This window comes from Streptomyces sp. NPDC029139, from assembly GCF_055564335.1.
The window spans coordinates 70,648-91,636 of the sequence record NZ_JBVHWN010000004.1 but is presented as its reverse complement, the minus strand read 5'-3'; the positions used below and the strand labels follow the sequence as shown (position 1 = coordinate 91,636).

25 protein-coding genes and 1 tRNA gene are annotated in these 20,989 nt (G+C 71.3%); 7 read left to right on the top strand and 19 right to left on the bottom strand.

Translation table 11 applies throughout. The features are described 5' to 3' along the window. The first annotated feature begins 56 nt into the window (after positions 1 to 56). Complete coding sequence (locus ACZ4VW_RS11455; RefSeq protein ID WP_467960980.1) at positions 57 to 467, top strand: hypothetical protein; 411 nt, start codon at positions 57 to 59, stop codon at positions 465 to 467. Positions 468 to 566: 99 nt separating this feature from the next. On the opposite strand, the gene ACZ4VW_RS11450 is transcribed toward ACZ4VW_RS11455, so the two are convergent. From ACZ4VW_RS11450 to ACZ4VW_RS11415, 8 genes are all read right to left on the bottom strand, one after another. Further along, entirely contained in the window at positions 567 to 953 is a 387-nt protein-coding gene (locus ACZ4VW_RS11450) for a hypothetical protein (protein WP_467960978.1), read from the bottom strand. A 252-nt stretch (positions 954 to 1,205) separates the two neighbouring features. Continuing rightward, a complete protein-coding gene (locus ACZ4VW_RS11445; RefSeq protein WP_467960976.1) occupies positions 1,206 to 2,120 on the bottom strand; it encodes a hypothetical protein in 915 nt (304 codons plus the stop codon). A 131-nt stretch (positions 2,121 to 2,251) separates the two neighbouring features. Beyond that, a complete protein-coding gene (locus tag ACZ4VW_RS11440; RefSeq protein WP_467960974.1) occupies positions 2,252 to 2,800 on the bottom strand; it encodes a DUF1062 domain-containing protein in 549 nt (182 codons plus the stop codon). A gap of 202 nt (positions 2,801 to 3,002) precedes the next feature. Further along, a complete protein-coding gene (locus ACZ4VW_RS11435) occupies positions 3,003 to 3,752 on the bottom strand; it encodes a hypothetical protein (protein ID WP_467960972.1) in 750 nt (249 codons plus the stop codon). A 68-nt stretch (positions 3,753 to 3,820) separates the two neighbouring features. Beyond that, positions 3,821 to 4,738 (bottom strand): RNA polymerase sigma factor SigF, encoded by a 918-nt coding sequence (locus ACZ4VW_RS11430; protein ID WP_467960970.1) that lies wholly within the window; start codon positions 4,736 to 4,738, stop codon positions 3,821 to 3,823. Positions 4,739 to 4,983: 245 nt separating this feature from the next. Then, positions 4,984 to 5,889: an RNA polymerase sigma factor SigF gene (locus ACZ4VW_RS11425; RefSeq protein ID WP_467960968.1), complete on the bottom strand. Its 906-nt coding sequence runs from the start codon at positions 5,887 to 5,889 to the stop codon at positions 4,984 to 4,986. Between the two features lie 202 nt (positions 5,890 to 6,091). Continuing rightward, entirely contained in the window at positions 6,092 to 6,385 is a 294-nt protein-coding gene (locus tag ACZ4VW_RS11420; protein WP_467960966.1) for a Dabb family protein, read from the bottom strand. A 22-nt stretch (positions 6,386 to 6,407) separates the two neighbouring features. After that, positions 6,408 to 6,572 carry a hypothetical protein gene (locus ACZ4VW_RS11415; RefSeq protein WP_355110869.1) on the bottom strand — a complete coding sequence of 55 codons (165 nt, stop codon included), beginning with the start codon at positions 6,570 to 6,572 and terminating at the stop codon, positions 6,408 to 6,410. A 239-nt stretch (positions 6,573 to 6,811) separates the two neighbouring features. On the opposite strand from ACZ4VW_RS11415, the gene ACZ4VW_RS11410 reads away from it, so the two are divergent. Continuing rightward, on the top strand, positions 6,812 to 7,120 hold the full coding sequence (locus ACZ4VW_RS11410) for a cupin domain-containing protein (RefSeq protein WP_467960963.1): 309 nt from the start codon (positions 6,812 to 6,814) through the stop codon (positions 7,118 to 7,120). Between the two features lie 97 nt (positions 7,121 to 7,217). Here ACZ4VW_RS11410 and ACZ4VW_RS11405 read toward each other — a convergent pair. The 4 genes from ACZ4VW_RS11405 to ACZ4VW_RS11390 form a co-directional block, all read right to left on the bottom strand. Continuing rightward, positions 7,218 to 7,305: transfer RNA gene (locus ACZ4VW_RS11405), tRNA-Ser, on the bottom strand. A gap of 56 nt (positions 7,306 to 7,361) precedes the next feature. Continuing rightward, a complete protein-coding gene (gene tadA / locus ACZ4VW_RS11400; protein ID WP_467961844.1) occupies positions 7,362 to 7,790 on the bottom strand; it encodes a tRNA adenosine(34) deaminase TadA in 429 nt (142 codons plus the stop codon). Between the two features lie 47 nt (positions 7,791 to 7,837). Then, positions 7,838 to 8,368, bottom strand: a complete 531-nt coding sequence (locus tag ACZ4VW_RS11395) for a tRNA adenosine deaminase-associated protein (protein ID WP_467960961.1) — start codon at positions 8,366 to 8,368, stop codon at positions 7,838 to 7,840. A 218-nt stretch (positions 8,369 to 8,586) separates the two neighbouring features. Then, the gene (locus tag ACZ4VW_RS11390; RefSeq protein ID WP_467960959.1) at positions 8,587 to 8,793 is read right to left on the bottom strand and encodes a hypothetical protein; all 207 of its coding nucleotides are present in this window, start codon (positions 8,791 to 8,793) and stop codon (positions 8,587 to 8,589) included. A gap of 86 nt (positions 8,794 to 8,879) precedes the next feature. On the opposite strand from ACZ4VW_RS11390, the gene upp reads away from it, so the two are divergent. Further along, positions 8,880 to 9,515, top strand: coding sequence for a uracil phosphoribosyltransferase (gene upp, locus ACZ4VW_RS11385; protein ID WP_355110873.1), 636 nt, complete (start codon positions 8,880 to 8,882; stop codon positions 9,513 to 9,515). Positions 9,516 to 9,555: 40 nt separating this feature from the next. Here upp and ACZ4VW_RS11380 read toward each other — a convergent pair whose 3' ends face one another. The 4 genes from ACZ4VW_RS11380 to ACZ4VW_RS11365 all read right to left on the bottom strand — a co-directional run bounded on the left by ACZ4VW_RS11380 (position 9,556) and on the right by ACZ4VW_RS11365 (position 13,294). Then, a complete protein-coding gene (locus ACZ4VW_RS11380) occupies positions 9,556 to 10,185 on the bottom strand; it encodes a LytR C-terminal domain-containing protein (protein WP_467960957.1) in 630 nt (209 codons plus the stop codon). Between the two features lie 178 nt (positions 10,186 to 10,363). Then, on the bottom strand, positions 10,364 to 10,660 hold the full coding sequence (locus ACZ4VW_RS11375) for a type II toxin-antitoxin system VapB family antitoxin (protein WP_009067182.1): 297 nt from the start codon (positions 10,658 to 10,660) through the stop codon (positions 10,364 to 10,366). 361 nt (positions 10,661 to 11,021) lie between these two features. Further along, positions 11,022 to 12,584 (bottom strand): M28 family metallopeptidase, encoded by a 1,563-nt coding sequence (locus tag ACZ4VW_RS11370; RefSeq protein ID WP_467960955.1) that lies wholly within the window; start codon positions 12,582 to 12,584, stop codon positions 11,022 to 11,024. Positions 12,585 to 12,700: 116 nt separating this feature from the next. Then, on the bottom strand, positions 12,701 to 13,294 hold the full coding sequence (locus ACZ4VW_RS11365; protein ID WP_467960953.1) for an HhH-GPD-type base excision DNA repair protein: 594 nt from the start codon (positions 13,292 to 13,294) through the stop codon (positions 12,701 to 12,703). A 217-nt stretch (positions 13,295 to 13,511) separates the two neighbouring features. Here ACZ4VW_RS11365 and ACZ4VW_RS11360 point away from each other — a divergent pair, with 217 nt between their 5' ends. Next, a complete protein-coding gene (locus ACZ4VW_RS11360) occupies positions 13,512 to 14,591 on the top strand; it encodes an erythromycin esterase family protein (RefSeq protein WP_467960951.1) in 1,080 nt (359 codons plus the stop codon). 4 nt (positions 14,592 to 14,595) lie between these two features. On the opposite strand, the gene ACZ4VW_RS11355 is transcribed toward ACZ4VW_RS11360, so the two are convergent. Beyond that, entirely contained in the window at positions 14,596 to 16,866 is a 2,271-nt protein-coding gene (locus ACZ4VW_RS11355; RefSeq protein ID WP_467960949.1) for an ATP-binding cassette domain-containing protein, read from the bottom strand. 164 nt (positions 16,867 to 17,030) lie between these two features. Here ACZ4VW_RS11355 and ACZ4VW_RS11350 point away from each other — a divergent pair, with 164 nt between their 5' ends. Beyond that, the gene (locus ACZ4VW_RS11350; protein ID WP_467960947.1) at positions 17,031 to 17,816 is read left to right on the top strand and encodes a TetR/AcrR family transcriptional regulator; all 786 of its coding nucleotides are present in this window, start codon (positions 17,031 to 17,033) and stop codon (positions 17,814 to 17,816) included. Here the strand turns inward: ACZ4VW_RS11350 and ACZ4VW_RS11345 are convergent. Next, positions 17,788 to 18,561, bottom strand: a complete 774-nt coding sequence (locus ACZ4VW_RS11345; protein ID WP_467960945.1) for a TetR/AcrR family transcriptional regulator — start codon at positions 18,559 to 18,561, stop codon at positions 17,788 to 17,790. The two genes, ACZ4VW_RS11350 and ACZ4VW_RS11345, sit on opposite strands and share 29 nt — an antisense overlap. Positions 18,562 to 18,741: 180 nt before the next feature. Between ACZ4VW_RS11345 and wrbA the strand changes: the two genes are divergently transcribed. Together wrbA and ACZ4VW_RS11335 are read left to right on the top strand one after the other, a co-directional pair. After that, a complete protein-coding gene (gene wrbA / locus ACZ4VW_RS11340; protein ID WP_467960943.1) occupies positions 18,742 to 19,350 on the top strand; it encodes an NAD(P)H:quinone oxidoreductase in 609 nt (202 codons plus the stop codon). A 203-nt stretch (positions 19,351 to 19,553) separates the two neighbouring features. Continuing rightward, complete coding sequence (locus tag ACZ4VW_RS11335) at positions 19,554 to 20,177, top strand: rhodanese-like domain-containing protein (RefSeq protein ID WP_467960941.1); 624 nt, start codon at positions 19,554 to 19,556, stop codon at positions 20,175 to 20,177. Between the two features lie 110 nt (positions 20,178 to 20,287). Here the strand turns inward: ACZ4VW_RS11335 and ACZ4VW_RS11330 are convergent, their stop codons facing one another. Next, positions 20,288 to 20,935 (bottom strand): TetR/AcrR family transcriptional regulator, encoded by a 648-nt coding sequence (locus ACZ4VW_RS11330; protein WP_467960939.1) that lies wholly within the window; start codon positions 20,933 to 20,935, stop codon positions 20,288 to 20,290. Positions 20,936 to 20,989 lie beyond the last annotated feature (54 nt).

The following is a 20,989-nucleotide window of genomic DNA, read 5'->3' as shown; positions in this document are numbered from 1 at the left end:
CGGTCCTCATGCCCCACCGGTCACCGTTCGGTGGCCGACTGAGAGAACGGTGAACCGTGGACGAGGACGAGTGGCTGAGACGTCACGGCCTGCAACCTGACGAGCGCGGACTCGACGAGGTGCGCGCGCTGCTCGCCGAGCAGATCCGGCTCGAACGCCGAGCGCAGGGCGACGGCGACACGATCCTGATGAAACTCTGCTGCGTCCAGCTCTTCCGGGCGGGCGCACTCGATGACGTGCTGCTCATCTGGCGCGCCAAGACGGCCAGCTTCGACGCCGATTGCTCGATCGACGTCCAGCTCCTGTGCGGCGCCGGGCTCGAGCGCACCAAGGCGTACCTGGCCGCGCACGGCTCGGAGGAAGCGGCGTCGGCGCTGAAGCGCGTGCGGTATTGCGAAGCGGCGGAGGACTTCGACGACTTCTCTCCGGAGCAACGGTTCGCCTATTACGCCGGGTACTACGCGTAGTCGCGCCCGCAGCCGCTCCCGTGCAGGGCCCCGTGGGTCGTCGAGCCGCTGACCGAGTACGGAGCCCCCGGACGTGGTGGACCTGGTCGAGGGGCCCGACTACGCGTCGATCCAGCGCCGTACCGCGTCGATGGTGGTCTCCGGCGAGGTGTTGAAGCAGAGCCGGATGCCGGGTACGGCCTCGGTGAGGACGTTCACGAGCCGCTCGAACAGCAGGGTGTGCTCCGGAATCATGCGTACGCCACCGCCGATCATCGCCAGGCCGAAGTCCCCGCCCTTCAACCGCTCCCGCACGGCGGCCTCCGCGCTGTCCGGGGAGGGGTCGACCAGACAGGTCACGACATCGAGCCCCGCATCGCGCAGCGCGGCCTTCCCCACCGCGATCCGTGCGGTGAGGGCCGGCTCGTCCATGCCGTCGGGCAGCGTGCTGTAGTCGAGCGAGCGGGGATGCAGCCCGATGGACAGGACCTTCGTGGTCTTCTCCATCAGCTGCTCCTCACCCGGGTTTTCGCGGCGGTCAGGTCGTGCCTCTGCATGCTGCCCGTACCCTTCCCTCAACTCGCCTACGAGAGCGGCGGATTCGCGGGCGGACAGCGCGTCCGCCCCGGGCACATCATAGGTCCGGGCGTGCCGCGCGGAGAGGGACGGAACGTCACCGGGACGGACACGGTCCGGCCGGAGCGCGCAGGCGGAGGGCGCGCGTGTGGCCGCGGCGCCCCCGGGAGCGCGCACCACCCCCTACGTTCCGTGGTCGATCCTCTTCTCCCGCATCAGCTCCTCCAGCTCCGCGTCGGACAGCGGATGCAGGGTGTCCAGCAGCCGGCGCAGCCCGGCCTCGTCGGGGGTCTCGCTGGTGACCTCGGCCTCCGCGTTCCCGACACGGCGGGTGAGCGTGAGGGCGCGGGAGGCGCCGTGGACCGTGCGCAGCTCGCCGCGCGCGTTCGCCGTGCAGGTCACGCCGGGCGCCAGGAACTCGGGACAGCGGAGGGTGGGGGTGAGGACCGGGCGCAGGGTGAGAGCCACGTACGCGAACGTGTCCTCCCGGACCGCGCGGTAGTCGACGGAGAAGTACGCGGGGCCGGCCGTGGCGCGGGACACCCGCATGCCGGGTGGCGCGGTGCCCAGGTACAGCAGCTCCGAGCGCTCGCGGTACCGGGCGATCTCCGCCTCGTGCCGGCGGTGCTCCGCCTCCGCCGGGCCGACGTAGCCCCCGTAGGCGACCGCGGCCGCCAGTGTGGCCACCGCGCCGACGCGGACCCATCGGTCCGGTACGAACAGCGCGGCGGCCACGGCGTACGGCACGCCGACCAGCGCGAACCGGACGCCGGCGCTCCCGAGGTCGGCGCCCGCACCGTAGGCGGCGAACCCCGCCCCGACGCCGAGGGTGCCGAGGACGAGGACCAGGGCCGCCCAGCCGAGCCGCAGCGGCACGGTGCGGCACAGGGGCACCAGGGTCCGGGCCGGTGTGCCGGACATGGCCAGCAGGCCCACGGTCAGTGCCCCGCCCAGCGCGAGGAGGGGCAAGGCCGCACCGGGCCCGCCGCCCCAGCCGGCGGCGAGCAGTCCGAAGCCGAGCGTCGGCACCACGGCGGTCATGGTGGCCCAGACCAGGAGGAGATGGAGGGCCGTCGGCGCACGTCTGCCACTCGTCATACCGCGGATGGTGTCAGCCGGTGGCCCGGCGGCACATGGGTTTTCGTACTCAGGGTGGAGATGCCCGGGCCTGCCCGGCGGATGGTGCCGGACAGGTCCGGGCGAGGGAGACCCGAGCGGACCCGAGAGGGCTAGCGCTTCAGCGTGAAGGTGAAGTCGCCGGAGAGCCTGCCGCTCAGCCGGACCGCCGACACGAGATTGCCCTCCGTGATCAGCCGCTCGACCTCGGCCCGTGAAAGACCGCAGCCGTCAGCGATCAGCCGCACCGGCCGGACGGGGATCCGGGCCGCGAAGCGGACCGCGATGTCGATCACCTCGCGGTCCAGGTGACCGGATCCGCCGGTGTCGAGGCGCCAGGCGCCGGACCAGTCGAGGGCGATGCGGTTACGGCGCCGCACCACCGGGTCCCGCAGTAGCTCGGCCGCCAGGCCGGGGTCGTTGTCGTGCATCCGGTCCAGCAGCTCGGGTCGTACGGAGCGCACGGTGGCCCGCTCCAGGATCGTGAGCTTCGCCGTCTCCCCACAGCCTGTGCAGAGCACGAGGAGCCAGGCGTCGAGGAGCTTGTGATGGGCGTTGACGCGGAACTTGCCGTTCGCCCGGAAGCGTTCGGACGCGCACGCGTGGCAACGGCGGAGGACAAGCGGAAGGCAGGTGGGCATGACCACCCAGTTTTCGAGCACAGAAATACACCGGTCTCAGTGAGAAGTCCGCAGCAAAAAGGAGCGCGGCGCAGATGCGCGACGCGCGACAGATCAGCTCTCGGGAGGTCTCACACGGTGTACAACGGGGCGTCCTTGCCTGGGCGACGTGGTCGGCAGCACGGTAGTGGCGCCCGGCGGCGTCGCTCCACCGGTTTTCGCCGGGCTCCTCGCGACGCCGGTGTCATTTCCAGGTCGCGGTGACCTTCCGGGTGTCGACGTGCATGCCGAGCGGTACGCGCCAGGAGTCCACGCAGACCGTGTACGTCCGGGTCTTCGTCGTGCCGGCCGCGAGGGGCGTGGGCAGGGGCTGGGTCGACTCGATCGTCGCCCAGTCGACGCCGAGCGCCCCGATGATGTGGGTGGCGAAGGTGACGGTGCCCGAAGTGGCCGCGGTGCCGCCGGTGTTGCGGAAGGTGAGGGTGACCCGCTCGCACCACCGTTTGTCGGCGTCCGCCAGCACGGGAGCCGAGAGGGTGAGCGTGGCCGGGGTGGCCGGGGGCCGGGGCACCGGGGAGGGCGGTGGGGGCGGCGGCGTCGTGCCCGGGGGCGGCGCGGTCGCCGTGCGGGGCGGGACCGTGGCCGGCGTGCCGGGCGCCGTGCCGGGGCGCGAGGTCCCGGAAGCCGTGCCGCTCGCCGTATCCGTGTCCGTACCCCCGTCCGGGGCTCCGGCCGGCGGTGCCGGGGTCGCCCCCGGTGGTCGCCCTGGTCGTGGAGAGGGCGAGGAGGTGCTGGAGGTCGTACCGCTCGCCGAGGGCGACGCGCCGTCGAGCGGGATCAGCGTCACCGCTCCCGACGGCTTCACCGCGCCCTTGGGGGAGGAGCCGGCGCCGACCGCCGCGTACCCCTCGCCCTGGCCTCCGCCGCACGCGGTCAGCGCTCCGCCGAGGCAGAGCGCGACCACCGTCAGAAGTGATCCCTGTCGTCGCCGCATGGCGCCAGTGTTGCTGACGCCATGTCAGTTCGGAACCGAAACGGCGAACTTCACCCGTGCGCGGGTGCTCAGTCCGCGATCAGGCCCTGACGCAGCTGTGCCAGCGTCCTCGTCAGAAGCCGCGAGACGTGCATCTGCGAGATGCCGACCTCCTCGCCGATCTGCGACTGCGTCATGTTGGCGAAGAAGCGCAGCATGATGATCTGCCGCTCCCGGGGCGGGAGTTTGGCGAGCAGCGGCTTCAGGGACTCGCGGTACTCGACCCCTTCCAGGGCCGTGTCCTCGTACCCGAGCCGGTCCGCGAGCGAGCCCTCGCCGCCGTCGTCCTCCGGGGAGGGGGAGTCGAGCGAGGAGGCGGTGTACGCGTTGCCGACCGCGAGGCCGTCGACGACGTCCTCCTCGGACACCCCGAGCACGGCGGCCAGTTCGGGCACGGTCGGGGAGCGGTCCAGCTTCTGGGCGAGATCGTCGCTCGCCTTGGTCAGCGCGAGGCGCAGCTCCTGGAGCCGGCGCGGGACGCGCACGGACCACGAGGTGTCGCGGAAGAAGCGCTTGATCTCTCCGACGACCGTCGGCATGGCGAACGTCGGGAACTCCACGCCCCGCTCGCAGTCGAAGCGGTCGATCGCCTTGATCAGGCCGATGGTGCCGACCTGGACGATGTCCTCCATCGGCTCGTTGCGGGAGCGGAAGCGCGCCGCCGCGTACCGCACGAGCGGCAGGTTGAGCTCGATGAGGGTGTCACGGACGTAGGTCCGGTCCGGGCTGTCGGCGGCGACGCCCGCGTCGTCCAGGGCGCGCAGCCGGAGGAAGAGGGAGCGGGAGAGCGTGCGGGTGTCGAGGGCTTCCGGCGTGACGACAAGCGGCGGGACGGCAAGCGGCGCGGCGGACTCGGCACTCTCCGCCGTCGGCTGGACCGGCATCGGTACCGGCGTCTGCGCGGGCGTGAGCGTGAGCACCTTCGAGCTGCCCTGTTCTGCGGACATGCCACCCCCTTGAGGTCGCGGACGGTCGCGGCGGCCACGACCATCGGAGGAACGCAGCCTCCACCTGAATACCGGAGGCGGGGCTGCGGCAAACGCGGTTCCAGCAGAATGTCACATGTCGGCAACACGCTGTAGTGACTTGTCGACATGGCGTGGGTGAATATCCGCAGGAAACAAGGGGTGTACGGCATTTGGTGCGCCGCAAGTCCCGCCAGAACTGCTCCGAACCGGTCTACCCGTTTCAGCTACGCCTCGATCCTGTTTGCGGATCTCAATCGGGCGAAGCTCCGGGCGAGGAGTCTTGACACATGCATCTGCGAGACGCCGAGTTCCTGACTGATCTGGGACTGCGTCAGGTTGCTGTAGTAGCGGAGCATCAGAATCCGCTGTTCGCGCTCGGGCAGTTGTACGAGCAGATGCCGTACGAGGTCCCGGTGCTCGACACCGGCGAGCGCCGGGTCCTCGTAACCGAGCCGGTCGAGCAGTCCGGGCAGCCCGTCACCCTCCTGCGCCGCCTCCAGCGAGGTGGCGTGGTAGGACCGTCCCGCCTCGATGCAGGCCAGTACCTCGTCCTCACCGATCTTCAGCCTCTCGGCGATCTCGGCGGTGGTGGGCGAGCGGCCGTGGGCGGTCGTGAGGTCCTCGGTGGCGCCGTTGACCTGGACCCAGAGCTCGTGGAGCCGGCGGGGCACGTGGACGGTCCGTACGTTGTCCCGGAAGTAGCGCTTGATCTCGCCGACGACGGTGGGCATCGCGAAGGTCGGGAACTGGACGCCGCGGTCCGGGTCGAAGCGGTCGATGGCGTTGATCAGGCCGATGGTGCCGACCTGGACGACGTCCTCCATCGGTTCGTTGCGGGAGCGGAAGCGGGCCGCCGCGTACCGCACGAGCGGCAGGTTGGCCTCGATCAGCGCCCCGCGCACCCGGTCGTGCTCCGGGGTGCCGGGCTCCAGCTCCTTGAGCTGCCCGAAGAGCACCTGGGTGAGGGCGCGGGTGTCGGCGCCCCGGGTCGACTGCGGCCGGGTGGACTGGGGCCGGTGGGAGTGCGGTCGCGTGGACTGCGGCCGGGTGGGCTGCGGCCCGGGGCGCGGGGTGTCCGGGCCGCCGGTCTCGTTCTGGGGCGGGACTTGAGGCGCTGTACTGGCCGGCACGTTCACGCCACCCCTTTGGTTCGTCTTGCGGTCGACTGTGGCTGGTCAACTACGGTCAAACTCAACCATCAAAAGCGGTCATAGCATCACAAGACATGTCCACTGTGTGCAAGCACCGCATCACCACGTGTTGACGACGCGCACACCCAGAAGGCCCCCCGCCGTGACGGCGAGGGGCCTGGGAAAAGCGGTGGGGCCGGGCCTAGAACGCGTAGTCCGCGATCACCCACGTGGCGATCTCCCGCCACAGGGTGACGCCCGCCTGGTGGGCCGGGTGGTCGAGGTAGCGCTGGAGCGCATCGGCGTCGTCGACGGCGGAGTTGATGGCGAAGTCGTACGCGATCGGCCGGTCGCTGATGTTCCAGCCGCACTCCCAGAACCGCAGCTCCGGGATCTCCTTCTCAAGACCCTCGAACGCCTCGGCGGCGGCGATGGCGCGCGGGTCGCCCTTCGCGATGCCGTCGTTGAGCTTGAACAGGACCAGATGGCGGATCACAGCAGGACTCCTCGTCGATCTTCTAGTTGACGAGTTCGGTCATGAACTCGCCGACGCCCTGTGCGGCGGACGATATGCCCTCGAACCCTACCTGGACGAGATCGGCGGCCCTGTCGGGGGAATTGATGATCGTGTACAGCACAAAGACCACGACCGCGTAGAGCGCGACCTTCTTCGCTTGCGCCATCTGCCGCGCCCTCCCCTAAGTGCACCCCTGCGTGGACGCGTGAGTCTAACCGAGCGACTTCGGCCGGCTCATGGGGTTCCTCGGGGGGTCTGGGACCGCGTACCGGCGTCGCGAAGGACCGCGTTGTGGCCGCCGGAGCCGAGGTGTTTCTCGGCTCCCGGATCCTTTACCGGACGGTCGACCACCTGGCGGTACGGCCCGGTTAGGTTTCCGGCATCCGTCGATCGCTGGAGGGTGTCATGAGTGTGGTCAACCTGTTCGACGTCGCGGCCGGACTGCCCGCCGCCTGGCGGTCGCAGGCCCTCGGTCACGTCGGGACGGCCTGTGTGAAGGTCCTCCGCATGGACGAGCTGCCGGTCGAGGAGGAGGTGCACGAGGTCGCGGAGGCGTTGATCGTCCTCGACGGCACGCTGGAGCTGCTCGTGGACGGCGCGCCGGTGACGGTGGATCCGGGCGGGCTCTGCCTGGTCCCGGCGGGCGCGCGGCACGCGGTCCGGCCGGGGAGTGGCGGCACGCTGGTGATCGTGGAGGTGCCGGAGGACCGGTGAACCGCCGCCCCTGACGCGCGGGTTGGGCGAGGCTGCCGCGAGGCCGTATGCAAAACACCCCGCCGATCTGCATTCCTGCAGTTCAGCGGGGTGTTGCTGGCGGTAGCGGAGGGATTTGAACCCTCGGTGACTTGCGCCACACTCGCTTTCGAGGCGAGCTCCTTCGGCCGCTCGGACACGCTACCGAGAGAGAGCTTAGCCCAAAGAGGCCCCGGCGATGAAATCCGTATCGCCGCGCAGGTCAGCGGGCCCGGAAGAAGGCCGTGAGCCGCGCCGAACACTCCTCGCCGAGGACGCCGTGGATCACCTCGGGGCGGTGGTTCAGGCGTCGGTCCCGTACGAGGTCCCAGAGCGAACCGGCGGCGCCCGCCTTCTCGTCGAGCGCGCCGAAGACCACGCGGTCGACCCTGGACTGCACGAGCGCGCCGGCGCACATCACACAGGGCTCCAGGGTCACGACGAGCGTGCAGCCGGTCAGCCGCCACGCGCCGGTCTTCGCCGCGGCCCGGCGCAGGGCCAGGACCTCGGCGTGCGCGGTCGGGTCACCGGTCGCCTCGCGTTCGTTGTGCCCGACGGCGAGGACGGCGCCGTCCGGGGACAGCACGACCGCGCCGACCGGTACGTCACCGGCCGGCACGGCCTGTTCGGCCTCGGCGAGGGCGAGCCGCATGGCTTCCCGCCAGGGGTCCCGTACGGGATCGGGTACTGCTTCGGTCACTAGCGCACGGTCTCCAGCACCTCCGCGGCGCCCAGCGCGTCCGCGATCTCCGCCAGCGCGTCGCTCTCCAGCGCCAGCAGCCTCCTCTCGGACAGGCCCAGATCCTCGAGGATGAGCCGGTCCCCGACCGGCGCGGCCGGTACGGCCTCGGCGGCGGGGTCCGTGTCCTCCTCGTCCTCGCGGTCCAGAGGCTCGCCGTCCTCCGTGCCGTCCAGGTCGAGAGCGTCCAGGACATCGGCGTCGGCGTCCTGGTCGTCGCCGAGGAGTTCCTTGGTCAGGATCTCCCCGTACGAGGAGCGGGCGGCGGCCGCCCCGTCCGACACGTAGATGCGAGGGTCGTCCTCGCCCTCGACGCGGAGAAGGCCGAACCAGGCGTCCTCCTGTTCGATGAAGACGATGACCGTGTCGTCGTCGATCGAGGCCTCGCGGGCCAGCTCGATCAGATCCGACAGGGTCTCCACGTCGTCGATCTCTGTGTCGCTCGCTTCCCACCCGTCTTCGGTGCGCGCGAGCAGTGCGGCCAAGTACACCGTGACTCTCCCACTGATCAGAGGTGTGAGGATTCGGCGGTGCCCTCCTGGCGCCCCGCCCAATCGGCATCGTGGCAGAAACAGCGCCGTCAGGAGAGGTCTTCGGCTCTTGCGTCGTGCATCAGTCTGATCCGGACGGTGGAGGGACGGGCGCGTGGCACCGGCGCACGGCCCCGGCGCACAGGCGGCGCACTCGCGGCCGACGGGCGCCGCGAACCTCACCAGCGGAAGGTCCGCATCCGCATGGCCTGGCGCATCCTGGCCGCCCGCGCGCGCCGGGGCTGGACGCGCTCGCGCAGCGCCTTCGCCTCGTGCAGCTCGCGCAGGAACTGGGCGCGGCGCCTGCGGCGCTCCGCGTCGGTCTCCGGCGGCGTCTCGCCGCCCCCCGCGTCGGCCGGCTCTGCCGGGTCTGCCGGGTCGGGCATGGGCCACACCACCCCACGACTGGTCCTGTGCCACCACCTTCCCTCCACGGCGAGGGTTGATGCCAGTGCGGGCTACTGTTGGACCCATGCGTCTCCACGTCGTCGATCACCCGCTGGTCGCCCACAAGCTCACCACGCTGCGCGACAAGCGCACGGACTCCCCGACCTTCCGCCGTCTCGCCGACGAGCTGGTCACCCTGCTCGCCTACGAGGCGACCAGGGACGTGCGCACGGAGCAGGTCGACATCGAGACCCCCGTGACGCCCACGACCGGTGTGAAGCTGTCGTACCCGCGGCCGCTGGTGGTCCCGATCCTCCGCGCCGGCCTCGGGATGCTCGACGGCATGGTGCGGCTCCTCCCGACCGCCGAGGTCGGTTTCCTCGGCATGATCCGCAACGAGGAGACGCTGGAGGCGTCGACCTACGCGACGCGGATGCCGGAGGACCTCTCGGGCCGCCAGGTGTACGTCCTGGACCCGATGCTGGCGACCGGCGGCACGCTCGTCGCGGCGATCCAGGAGCTGATCAAGCGCGGCGCGGACGATGTGACCGCCGTCGTGCTGCTCGCCGCCCCGGAGGGCGTCGAGATCATGGAGCGCGAGCTGGCGGGCACGCCGGTGACCGTCGTGACCGCCTCGGTCGACGAGCGCCTCAACGAGAGCGGCTACATCGTGCCGGGCCTCGGTGACGCGGGCGACCGCATGTACGGGACCGCCGACTAGGGGGACCCTGAGGGCCGGGCCGTGGGGCCCGGCCCGTACGTCAGCACTTACCGGTGGGCGCGGGCTTGGGCTTGTTGAGAGTGGCCAGGGCCGCGTCCGCCGTCGTCTTCGGGTCCAGGTTCTTGAAGGCGGTTCCGATGATGAGGTCCACGTCCGCCGTGGCGCGGGTGTCGGTCTTGGTCGTGGCGCCCTTCAGCTGGGTGCCGAGGACGGAGAAGGCGCCCTTGGTGGCGCCGGGAGCGCCGAGCAGGATTCCGGCGCCGGGGACCTTCTTGTCGTACGCGGGGGGTGCGTTCCCGACCTTGCCGATGGCGAAGCCGCGCTTCTTGAGCTCGTCGGCGGTCGTCTTCGCCAGCCCGCTGCGCGGGGTCGCGTTGTAGACGTTCACCGTGATCTGCCCGGGCTTGGGCAGCGCGGCGACGGGCGCGGCCGTCGCCTTGGGGGCGGGTTTGCAGTCGGTGCCGCGAGCGGCTGTGGTCCTGGTGTCGTCGCCGCCGGTGAAGACGTCGACGAGCTGCAGCGTCCCCCACCCGGCCGCGCCCAGCAGGACCACGGCGGCCCCGGCCGCGAGGACGATCCTGCGCCGACGGCGGGGGCGTCGCATGCGCGGGTATGTGTCGCCCGTGATGCGGTATTTTCCGCCCATTCCGGGGGGAGTGAGCATGCTCATGGACGCAGCGTAATGCCGCTGGTCGAGGATGCCTACTGGATGATCATGTGATCGCGTCCGGATGGGCGGGAAGAGCCCCCGAAAGGATCAGTGGACACGGGTCCGGCGGCGCCACGGCGCCGGTCCGGCGGTCTGCGCCCGAATGGGTGAGGCGGTCCCGCGCGAGGCGGTCCTGCGGTCAGTCCATCTCCAGGACGCGGGCGTGCAGCACCTGTCGCTGCTGGAGCGCCGCGCGCACCGCGCGGTGCAGCCCGTCCTCGAGGTAGAGGTCGCCCCGCCACTTCACGACGTGCGCGAAGAGGTCGCCGTAGAAGGTGGAGTCCTCGGCGAGCAGCGTCTCCAGGTCCAGCTGGCCCTTGGTGGTGACCAGCTGATCGAGGCGGACCGGGCGCGGGGCGACGTCCGCCCACTGCCGGGTGCTTTCCCGGCCGTGGTCGGGATACGGCCGGCCGTTTCCGATGCGCTTGAAGATCACACGGAAAGCCTACCGGGCAAGCGGCTCCCGGCGCAGCCACGCGAGCCCGGTGGGATGCTGGGGCAAATCACGTCAAACCGGGACTCGGGGCTCTGGTGAACGGGAGCGAACAGTCGCCGGTCGGCCAGATCGCGGCGGGGTGCGCCTTCGCCGGAGCCGCACTCGATCTGGGGGCCCTGCCGCGGACGGGACGGTTCACCCGGACGCGCCGGTCCGCATCCCGCTCCCGCTTTTGACGCCGATGCCGATGCCGATGCCGCTTTTGACGCCGATGCCGCTCCCGCTCCCGATGCCGATGAGGAAGGGGTGGGACGGGGATCTCCCCCGCCCCACCCCTCCCGGAGATCGGGCCTGCTGGGTGTTACTCCGTGACCTCGTGGTCGTGCCCGTCGTGGAGGCCGCCGCCGCTGCCGGCGTCGCCCTCGGTCGGGACGGAGACGACCGGCTTCTTCAGGGAGCTGATGTCGTGGGCGTACGTGCCCACGGCGTTGGCGATGACGTCGATGTTGGCGTCGAAGGCCGTCATGTTGATGTTCGACAGGTCGTCACCGGCGGCGTGGTAGTTCACGTCGTACGCGACACCCGCCGTCCCGCCGAACTTGGCCGCCTGCGCGGCCGTCTTGATGCCCTCGGCGCCCGTGAAGGTACCGCCCGAGGGGATGCCGACCTCGATGAACGGACCGTAGTCCGAGCGTCCCGTGAAGTCGGTGCCCTCGTGCGGGAGGCCGCGCTTGTCCATGAACTCGTTGATGTCGCGCTCGAGCTGGGCGGAGCCCTCCGGGCCGGGGCCCGCGCCGACGTTGTCCGAGTTGTCGCCGTCGTACACGAACAGGCCGTAGTTCGGCGAGGCGATCATGTCGAAGTTGAGGTAGAGCTTGACCTCCTTCTTGTCGAGCTCGCTCATGTTCGCGACGTAGTGCTCGGAGCCGAGCAGGCCGTTCTCCTCGGCCGACCACCACGCGAAGCGGACCTTGTTGCGGACCTTCGCCTTCGACTCGGCCAGTTCCAGGGCGGCCTGGAGCAGACCGGCGGAACCGGAGCCGTTGTCGTTGATGCCGGGGCCGGCGGTCACCGAGTCGAGGTGCGCGCCGAGCATCACGGTGTTGGCGGCGTTGCCGCCCTTCGTCTCCGCGATGACGTTGTTGGTGGTGCGGTTCTCCTGGAGCTGGCGGATCTCGAAGGAGATGTTCACCGGGCCCTTGGCCAGGTCGGCGGCGAGCTTCTCGCCCTCGGCCTGGGAGACGCCACCGGTCGGGATCTTGCCGGCCGCCGGGTCGCCGAGCGTGCCGGAGAGCGCGCCGTCGGTGTTGTTGTAGATGATCGCGCCCGCGGCGCCCGCCGCCGCGGCGTTCTCCTGCTTCACCGCGAAGGTGCAGCCTCCGCGCTTGATCAGGGCGATCTTGCCGGTGAAGGCCGAGGACGCGAAGTCGCCGGGCTCGCAGCCGGTGGTGCCGTCGGCGTCGACGGGGACGGCCGCCAGGTCGGCCTTGATCCCGCCGACCGGCGTCGACTTGGTGTAGGTCATCGCCGCGATCGCGATGTCCCGGGGCGCCGGAGATATGACGGCCGCCTTCTGGGCGAGCGTCTCGGTGTAGACGAAGCTGAACTTCTGGTACGAGACGTTGTAGCCGGCCTTCTTGAGCTGCTGGTACACGTACGCCGCCGAGGCGTCGTGTCCGAGCGAGCCGGCCGCGCGGTGACCGCCGGCCGAGTCGGCGATCGCCTGGAATGCCTGAAGGTGCTTGTAGGCGCCCTGGGCGGACGTCTCACGGACCAGCTTCTTCGACAGCTTCGCGGCGTCCCGGGCGGGCTTGGCCCCGGGGTCCGAAGTGGCGGTGGCGGGGGAGGCGGCGGCCAGCAGGAGCGGGGTGGCGAGTGCGGCTGCGGCCAGGGTGGCCGCGGCTCTGCGAGAGGATGCGTTCACAGAGGTCCTTCCCGATGCGAACGAGGGTTGAGGGGAAGTTAGCGATCTCGAGTGGCTCCTGTGAACAGCTGCGCGACAATTCCTGTCGAGTTGAGCAGGATTGGCATCCGGACCGTTCAACTTCCGGATGATTTGGATGCTTTCGCGGCGCGCTTCGCCTCCTGCTTGAAAGCCCGCACCTTCGCCAGCGACTCCGGTCCGGTGATGTCGGCGGCCGAGCGGTACGCGCCGGCCTCGCCGTACGCGCCCGCCGCCTCCCGCCAGCCCTCGGGGCGTACGCCGTACTGCTTGCCGAGCAGCGCGAGGAAGATCTGCGCCTTCTGCGCCCCGAAGCCGGGCAGCGCCTTCAGCCTGGCCAGCAGCTCCTTGCCCGTCCCCGCGTCCGCCCAGACGGCCTCGGCGTCACCGCCGTACTCGTCGACGAGGAACTGGCACAGCTGCTGGATCCGCTTCGCCATCGAGCCGGGGTAGCGGTGCACGGCGGGCTTCTCGGAGAGCAGCGCGCCGAACGCCTCGGGGTCGTACGCGGCGATCCGTCCCGCGTCGAGATCGTCCGTGCCGAGGCGCTGGGCGATCGTGTACGGCCCGGAGAACGCCCACTCCATGGGTACCTGCTGGTCGAGCAGCATGCCGACGAGCGCGGCGAGCGGGGAGCGGCCGAGCAGCTCGTCGGCCTCGGGCTGCTGGGCGAGGTGGATCTCGGTGGTCATGGACCGATGATCGCGCCGGAGAGGGGGCGGTGCACGGCCGGTCACCCTCCCCCCGACTCCATCTGGAGGTACGCCCTCCGGGAACGCTCGGCGGCCGGCCTGGGAAGGGCCGGGATGCCGCAGAGCACGTCGGCGCCCCCGGGGCGGTACGGGTCACCGTCGGCGCGCACCGGCCGGGCCGGCGCCTTCAGCGGGCGGGTCCGGGTAGTTTCGCGGGATGGACGGGTTGAGGGAGTGGGGCACCGCCCTCGCGGGGGTGCGGGTCGTCGGGCTGGGCGAATCGACGCACGGTACGGCCGAGTTCTTCCGGCTCAAGCACCGGCTGATCGAGTTCCTCGTCGTCGAGCACGGCTTCCGTACGGTCGCGATGGAGGCGAGCGCCTCGGCGGCCCCGGCGGTCGACGCGTACGTACGGCGGGGCGAGGGCGAGGCGGCCGCCGTGCTGGCCGGGCTCGGCTTCTGGACCTGGCGGACCCGGGAGGTCCTGGACCTCCTGGAGTGGATGCGGGCGTACAACCGGGGCCGCCCGGCGGACGACCAGGTCGGGTTCGCCGGGATCGACCCGCAGCGGTGCGGGGCGTCGGTGGCGTACTTCGGGGAGCGGGGGCGCGGTCTCTCGGTCCTCGCGGACGCGAACCCGGGGCAGCACCCGGAGCTGCGGGACGTCCTGATGCCGGCGGCGGCGGCGGTGGCCGCCGGGGCAAGGGAGCCGGAGGCCGTACGGCACGCGCGCATCCTGGCGCGGGCGGCGGACCTGGTGACGCGGGAGCGGGCCGAGGTGTACGCGGCGCGGGACGGGTACATGGCCGACGCCGTCGACGAGCTCCTGTCCGGTACGGACGCGGGTGTCGCGCTGTGGGCGCACAACGGTCATGTGGCCACGTCCGGCGCGGCGCTCGGCGCGCGACTGCGGGAGCGGTACGGCTCCGCGTACTACGCCCTCGGGCTCGTCTTCGGCGAGGGCGCCTTCCGGGCGCGCCGGATGTGGCCGGGGCCGTGGGGGCCACGGACGAGGCGCCCGTCCCCGGTGGCGGTCAACCGGCTGGGGCCCGCGCCGGAGGGCACGCTGGAGGCGTTCCTCGCGGCCCGGACCCCGGGCGCGCACCTGGTGGACCTGCGGGCCGCGGCGCGCGCGGGCGAGACGTGGGTACGGCAGACGTACACGACCCGCACCCACGGCGCGTACGTCTCGCGCTGGGCCTACCGGTGGAACGTCACCCCGACCGTGCCGGCGGAGGAGTACGACGGGCTGGCGTACGTCCCCGTGTCCAGCCCGTCGCGGCCCCTGACCGCGTGAGACCTCAGGCGCCCACGTACGCCTTGAGGTGCCGTGCCGTCAGGGTGTCGCCCTTCTCGACCAGGTCGGCGGGGGTGCCCTCGAAGACGATCCGGCCGCCGTCGTGGCCCGCGCCCGGGCCGAGGTCGATCAGCCAGTCCGCGTGGGCCATGACCGCCTGGTGGTGCTCGATCACCACGACCGTGTTGCCGGCCTCGACGAGCCGGTCCAGGAGGGCCAGGAGCTGGTCGACGTCGGCCAGGTGAAGGCCCGTGGTCGGCTCGTCGAGGACGTACACCGCGCCCTTCTCGGCCATGTGGATCGCCAGCTTCAGGCGCTGGCGCTCGCCGCCCGAGAGGGTGTTGAGGGGCTGGCCGAGCCGGAGGTAGCCGAGGCCGACGTCGTTCAGGCGGCCGAGGATCGTCCGTGCCTGGCCCTTGGCCGTGAAGAAGTCGTACGCCTCCTCGATCGACATCGACAGGACCTCGTGGATGTTCTTCCCGTCGAGGGTGTAGGAGAGCACCGCGCCGGTGAAGCGCCGGCCCTCGCACTCCTCGCAGACGGAGGCGACGCCCGCCATCATCGCCAGGTCGGTGTAGACGAGCCCCAGCCCGTTGCAGGTCGGGCAGGCGCCCTCCGAATTGGCGCTGAAGAGCGCCGCCTTGACTCCGTTGGCCTTGGCGAAGGCGGTACGGATCGGGTTCAGCAGTCCCGTGTACGTCGCCGGGTTCGAGCGGCGCGAGCCGCGGATCGGGGACTGGTCGGCGACGACGACACCCTCCCGGCCCGGCAGGTTCCCGTGGATGAGGGAGGACTTGCCGGAGCCGGCCACGCCCGTGACGACGGTGAGGACTCCCGTCGGGATCTCGACGCTCACGTTCCGCAGGTTGTGCTGGTTCGCCCCCTCGATGGAGAGCGAGCCGGTCCGGGGCCGTACGTCCGGGCGCAGCTTCGCCCGGTGCGCGAGGTGGTCGCCGGTCAGCGTCCCGGAGGTGCGCAGACCGGGCACGTCACCGGAGTAGCAGATCTCGCCGCCCGCCGAGCCCGCCCGCGGGCCGAGGTCGACGACGTGGTCGGCGATCTCGATGACCTCCGGCTTGTGCTCCACGACCAGGACGGTGTTGCCCTTGTCGCGCAGCCGCAGGAGCAGGTCGTTCATCCGCTGGATGTCGTGCGGGTGCAGTCCGGTGGTGGGCTCGTCGAAGACGTACGTGATGTCGGTGAGCGAGGAGCCGAGGTGGCGCACCATCTTCACGCGCTGGGCCTCGCCGCCCGAGAGGGTGCCGGCGGCCCGGTCCAGGCTCAGATAGCCGAGACCGATCTCGACGAGGGAGTCGAGGAGCTCGCGCAGATTGGCGAGGAGCGGGGCGACGGAGGGGTCCTCGATCCGGCGGACGAAGTCCGCCAGGTCGCTGATCTGCATCGCCGAGCACTCGGCGATGTTCACTCCGTCGATACGGGAGGAGAGCGCCGCCCGCGTGAGGCGGGTGCCCTCGCACTCGGGGCAGGTGCGGAAGACCACGGCCCGGTCCACGAAGGCCCGGATGTGGGCCTGCATGGCCTCCCTGTCCTTGGCGAGGATGGTCCGCTGGACCTTCACGACGAGGCCCTCGTAGGTGAAGTTGTTGCTGCCGACCCTCACCTTGCAGGACGGCTTGTGGAGGAAGTCCGCCCACTCCTCCTCGGTGAAGTCCCGCAGCTTCTTGTCGGGGTCGTAGAAGCCGGAGTGGGCCATGACCTGCCAGAGCCAGGAGTCCACGGCGTAACCGGGCACGGTGATCGCGCCCTCGTTGAGCGACCTGCTCCGGTCGACGAGCTCGTCGACGTCGATGTCGGAGATCTCGCCGACGCCCTCGCAGCGCGGGCACATGCCCTCGGGCAGGTTGAAGCTGAAGGCGCCGGAGGTGCCGATGTGCGGGGTCCCGAGGCGACTGAAGACGATGCGCAGCATCGTGTACGCGTCGGTCGCGGTGCCGACCGTGGAGCGGGAGTTGGCGCCCATCCGCTCCTGGTCGACGACGATCGCGGCGCTGAGGTTGTGCAGCCCGTCCACGTCCGGCCGGCCGAGGCTCGGCATGAAGGACTGGAGGAAGGCGCTGTAGGTCTCGTTGATGAGCCGCTGCGACTCGGCGGCGATGGTGCCGAAGACGAGCGAGGACTTCCCGGAGCCGGAGACCCCGGTGAAGACGGTGAGGCGGCGCTTGGGGAGGTCGACGGAGACGTCCTTGAGGTTGTTCTCCCGGGCTCCGCGGACCTGGATGACGTGGTGGCTGTCCGCTGCGGCGGGGGTGGTCATGGTGCGCCTCCGATGGTGGTCCCAATCTCCGTACACGGTACTCTATACAACGTACAAGGTGCCGGGGTCATTCCCTGCCCGATCCCTCGCCGGATCTGGCTCGTTCTCCGGGGTGACTCGGACGTGATCCCTGACCTGATTCCTGACCTGCGAAAATGGGTGCCATGGCGAAGGAGCGGAGCAGTGGCGCGGGTGATCCGGCGCGGACCCTGGAGCTGCTGTGGCGGGACGGTGCGACGGTGCCGGGCAGTCGGCGCGGTCCCCGGCAGGGGCTGACCGTCGACGCGGTCGTCGACGCGGCGATCGGTCTGGCCGACGAGGGCGGGCTCGACGCGCTCACCATGCGCGCGGTCGCCCAGCGCCTCGGGGTGACCCCGATGACGCTCTACACGTACGTACCGGGCAAGGCCGAGCTGCTCGATCTGATGCTGGACGCGGTCTTCCTGCGTATGCCGAGGGCCGCCTTCGGGGCGGACGAGCCCTGGCGGGAACGGGTGACGGCGGTCGCCGACGCCAACCGCGCGCTGTATCTGCGCCACCCGTGGCTGGTGGAGCTGCGCGTCCACCGCCCGCCGCTCGGCCCGGGGGTGATGACGAAGTACGAGCATGAACTCGGCGCCTTCGAGGGCATCGGGCTCGACGACGTGGCCATGGACTCCGCGCTCACGCACGTGCTCGGTTTCGTCCAGTCCGTGGCGCGGACGGAGCTGGACGCGCGGGCCGTGGAGCGGGAGAGCGTGCTGTCCGACCACGAGTGGTGGGCCGCGCACGAGCCGCTCCTGAACCGGATGCTCGACCCGGACCGCTTCCCGCTGGCGTCACGGGTGGGGGAGGCGTCGGCGGTGGCGTACCAGGGGCTGTACGACGCCGGCCACGCGTACGCCTTCGGTCTGGCCCGCGTACTGGACGGGCTCGCGGCGCTCATCGCCCGAGGCGCAGCACCTCGTTGAGCCCTGCCTTGAGTTCGTCGGCGGAGATCTTCCGCTCGACCGACAGGTGGTGCATGAGGCTCGGCGAGAACGGCGCGAGCAGGAGGTGGGCGAGGAGCGCGCTGTTCGCCTCGGGCCGCAGCCGCGCGAGCAGCACGGCGACGTGTGTGTGCATGGCGAGGTACGCGCCGCTCGTGTAGCGCGCGCTGGGGGCGGCGGCCTGGGCCGCGAGCAGGAGTTCGCGCTGCTCGATGACCCGGTCGACCAGGGCGTCGAGGAAGGCGTGCAGCCGCTCGTCGTCGGGGGCGCCGGGACCGAGCGGGGGCGGGCCGCTCATGTACGCCTCCTGGAACTGCCGTTCCCGGTCGTCGAGGAGGGCCCAGAGGAGCTGGGACACATCGCCGAAGCGGCGGTAGACCGTGCCGACGCCGATGCCGCTGGCGTGGGCGACCTGGTTCATGGTGACGGCCTCGGGCCCCACCTCGGCGACGATCCGCGCGGCCGCGTCGAGGATCTTGCGCCGGTTCCGTGCGGCGTCGGCCCGCTCGGGGGCGGCGCGCCCGGTGGTGGGGAGCAGGGTGATGCCGGGGAGGGCCTGCCGGGCCGCGGGGCCCGGTCCTGGTCCGTCGGCGCCTGGCAGTCCCGCGGCTGGCTCTTGTCCCGGTGCGTGTCCGCCGGCGCCTGCCAGTCCCGCGGCTGGCTCATGTCCCGGTCCGGGACCGGGCGCCCCTGGCTCCAGTCCCGCGCCTGGCTTTTTCGCGCTCATCCCGCCCGCCTGCCCTTCGTCCCGAGCCTCCCCGGTCCGCCCATGACACGAGGTCCGCCCATGACACGAGCATAACGGAGCGCTATCCGGTTCCTCATGACTTCCCCTTGCGAAGTGGATCGGTATCCGTTTAGTCTCTACTCGTTGAAACGGAACGGAATCCGCTTTAAGGGGCTCGTCATGTCCGTCAAGGTTGCTGTCATCTACTACTCGGCCACGGGGAACGTGCACGAGCTCGCCCAGGCCGTCGCCGAAGGGGCCGAGAAAGCCGGTGCGGAGGTCCGACTGCGCCGTGTGCCCGAGCTCGCCCCCGACGCCGCCATCGACTCCAACCCGGCCTGGCGCGCCCATGTCGACGCCACCGGTGACATCGAGACCGCCACGCTGGACGACCTGGAGTGGGCGGACGCCTACGCCCTCGGATCGCCCACCCGGTTCGGCAACGTCGCCGCGCAGCTGAAGCAGTTCATCGACACCTCGGGCGGGCTGTGGCAGCAGGGCGTCATGGCCGACAAGCCGGCGACCGCCTTCACCAGCGCCCACAACGTGCACGGCGGCAACGAGTCGACGCTGCTCGCGCTCTACAACACCTTCCACCACTGGGGCTCGGTGATCGTCTCCCCCGGTTTCACCGACCCGTCCGTCTACGCGGCGGGCGGCAACCCCTACGGGACGGCGCACCCGGGGTCGAGCGGCGCCCCGGAGGAGAACGTCCTCCAGGCCGCGCGCTACCAGGGCGCACGGCTCACGAAGATCGCCAAGCGGCTGAACGGCCTCGCGGTCGACTGACGCCGTCCGGATCTGCGCGACGCCTGATCGACGCCTGCTCGACTTTCGGTCGATCCTCATCGCCTTCGAGAGGGCCGGGACTCCGTACGTCACGGGGTCCCGGCCCTCCTCGCGTCCACGCCGCCCCGGCCGGGGGAGCGGGCGTCCGGGGTACCGTCCTCTCCGTACGGGGGGTCCGTCGACGAGCAGAGAAGGCGCCCGCCATGAACCCTCCCCCCACGAACCCTTCGCCCCTCTCCGGTTCGCTCGACGTCGACCAGGCCCACGCCCGCCTCGGCGGCGAGGGCCTGACCGTCGTCGACGTCCGTACCCCCGCCGAGTACGCCTCCGGGCACCTGCCCGGTGCGCTGAACGTGCCGCTCGACCGGCTCGGCCGGGCCGTGTCGGCGCTCCAGGAGGCGGCGGGCCGGGGCGAGGTGCTGCTCGTCTGCCAGTCGGGGGGCCGGTCCGCCGCGGCCCGTGCGCAGCTCTCCGCGAGCGGTGTGGCCACGCTCGACCTGGCCGGCGGCACCGGCGCTTGGGTGGCGCGCGGCCATGAGCTGGTCCGTCCCGCCCGCCCGGAGGGCGGGCCGGTGAAGCCGGTCTGGGCGATGGAGCGACAGGTGCGTCTCGCCGCGGGCACGCTCGTCCTGATCGGTCTGGCCCTCGGCCTGCTCCTGCACCCCGCCTGGCAGCTGCTGTCGGCGGGGATCGCCGGCGGGCTCGTCTTCTCGGCGCTGACGAACACCTGCGGCATGGCCGTGGTGCTCGGGAAGCTCCCGTACAACCAGGGCGCGGCGGCCGGTGCCGGTCTCGACGCGACGCTGGAGCGGCTGCGCCGCGGTTAGACGCCAGGTCGCGTGCCGGTCGAAAAGACGATCCTGGCAGGTCGTGTACCGAGCGAGGAGTGGGTCGGTCCCGTCAGGTCGCGTACCGGCCGAGGAGTGGGTCGGTCCCGTCAGGTCGCGTACCGGCCGAGGAACATGTCGACCCCGTCACGTACGAGGCGCTCGGTGAGGTCCTCGCTCAGCTCGGTGCCGTACTGGTCGAAGACCATCTGCGGGAAGACCAGGAGCGAGTAGAGATGGATGACCGCGACCTCCAGGTCCGGGATCTCCAGCCGGCCGCGGTCCGCGAGGCTGCGCAGGGCGTCGGCGACGGCCGGGTGATGGCCGGCGGGGCCGTGCTCGCGCCAGGCGCGGCCCAGTTCGGGGAAGCGGTGCAGCTCGGCCGCGACGAGCGTGCGCAGCGCGCGGACCTCGTCGTTCTCGCGGACGGCCCGGACCCAGGCGTGGGCCGCGTGGACGAACGCGGCGCGCAGGTCGTCGGCGTCGGCCAGGCCCGCGAGGTCCGGTCCGGTGTCGTCGGCGCCCGGCCGTAGCGGCTCGTCGAGCGCCCCCGCGACGACGGCGGTGAAGAGCGCTTCCTTGCTGCCGAAGTGGTTGTAGACGGTCACCTTCGAGACGCCCGCCTCGGCGGCGATGGCGTCCATGCCCACCCCGAAGCCCTCGCGGAGGAAAAGCCCGCGGGCCGCGTGCACGATGGCCTCCCGCTTGCGGGCGGCGCGGGGTCCGGCGGGGGCGGGCTTGGAGGTCCGGTCGCTCATGATCCGACCCTATCGACATACCTGTACCGTTGAGTTCATCTGAACTGAACAGTA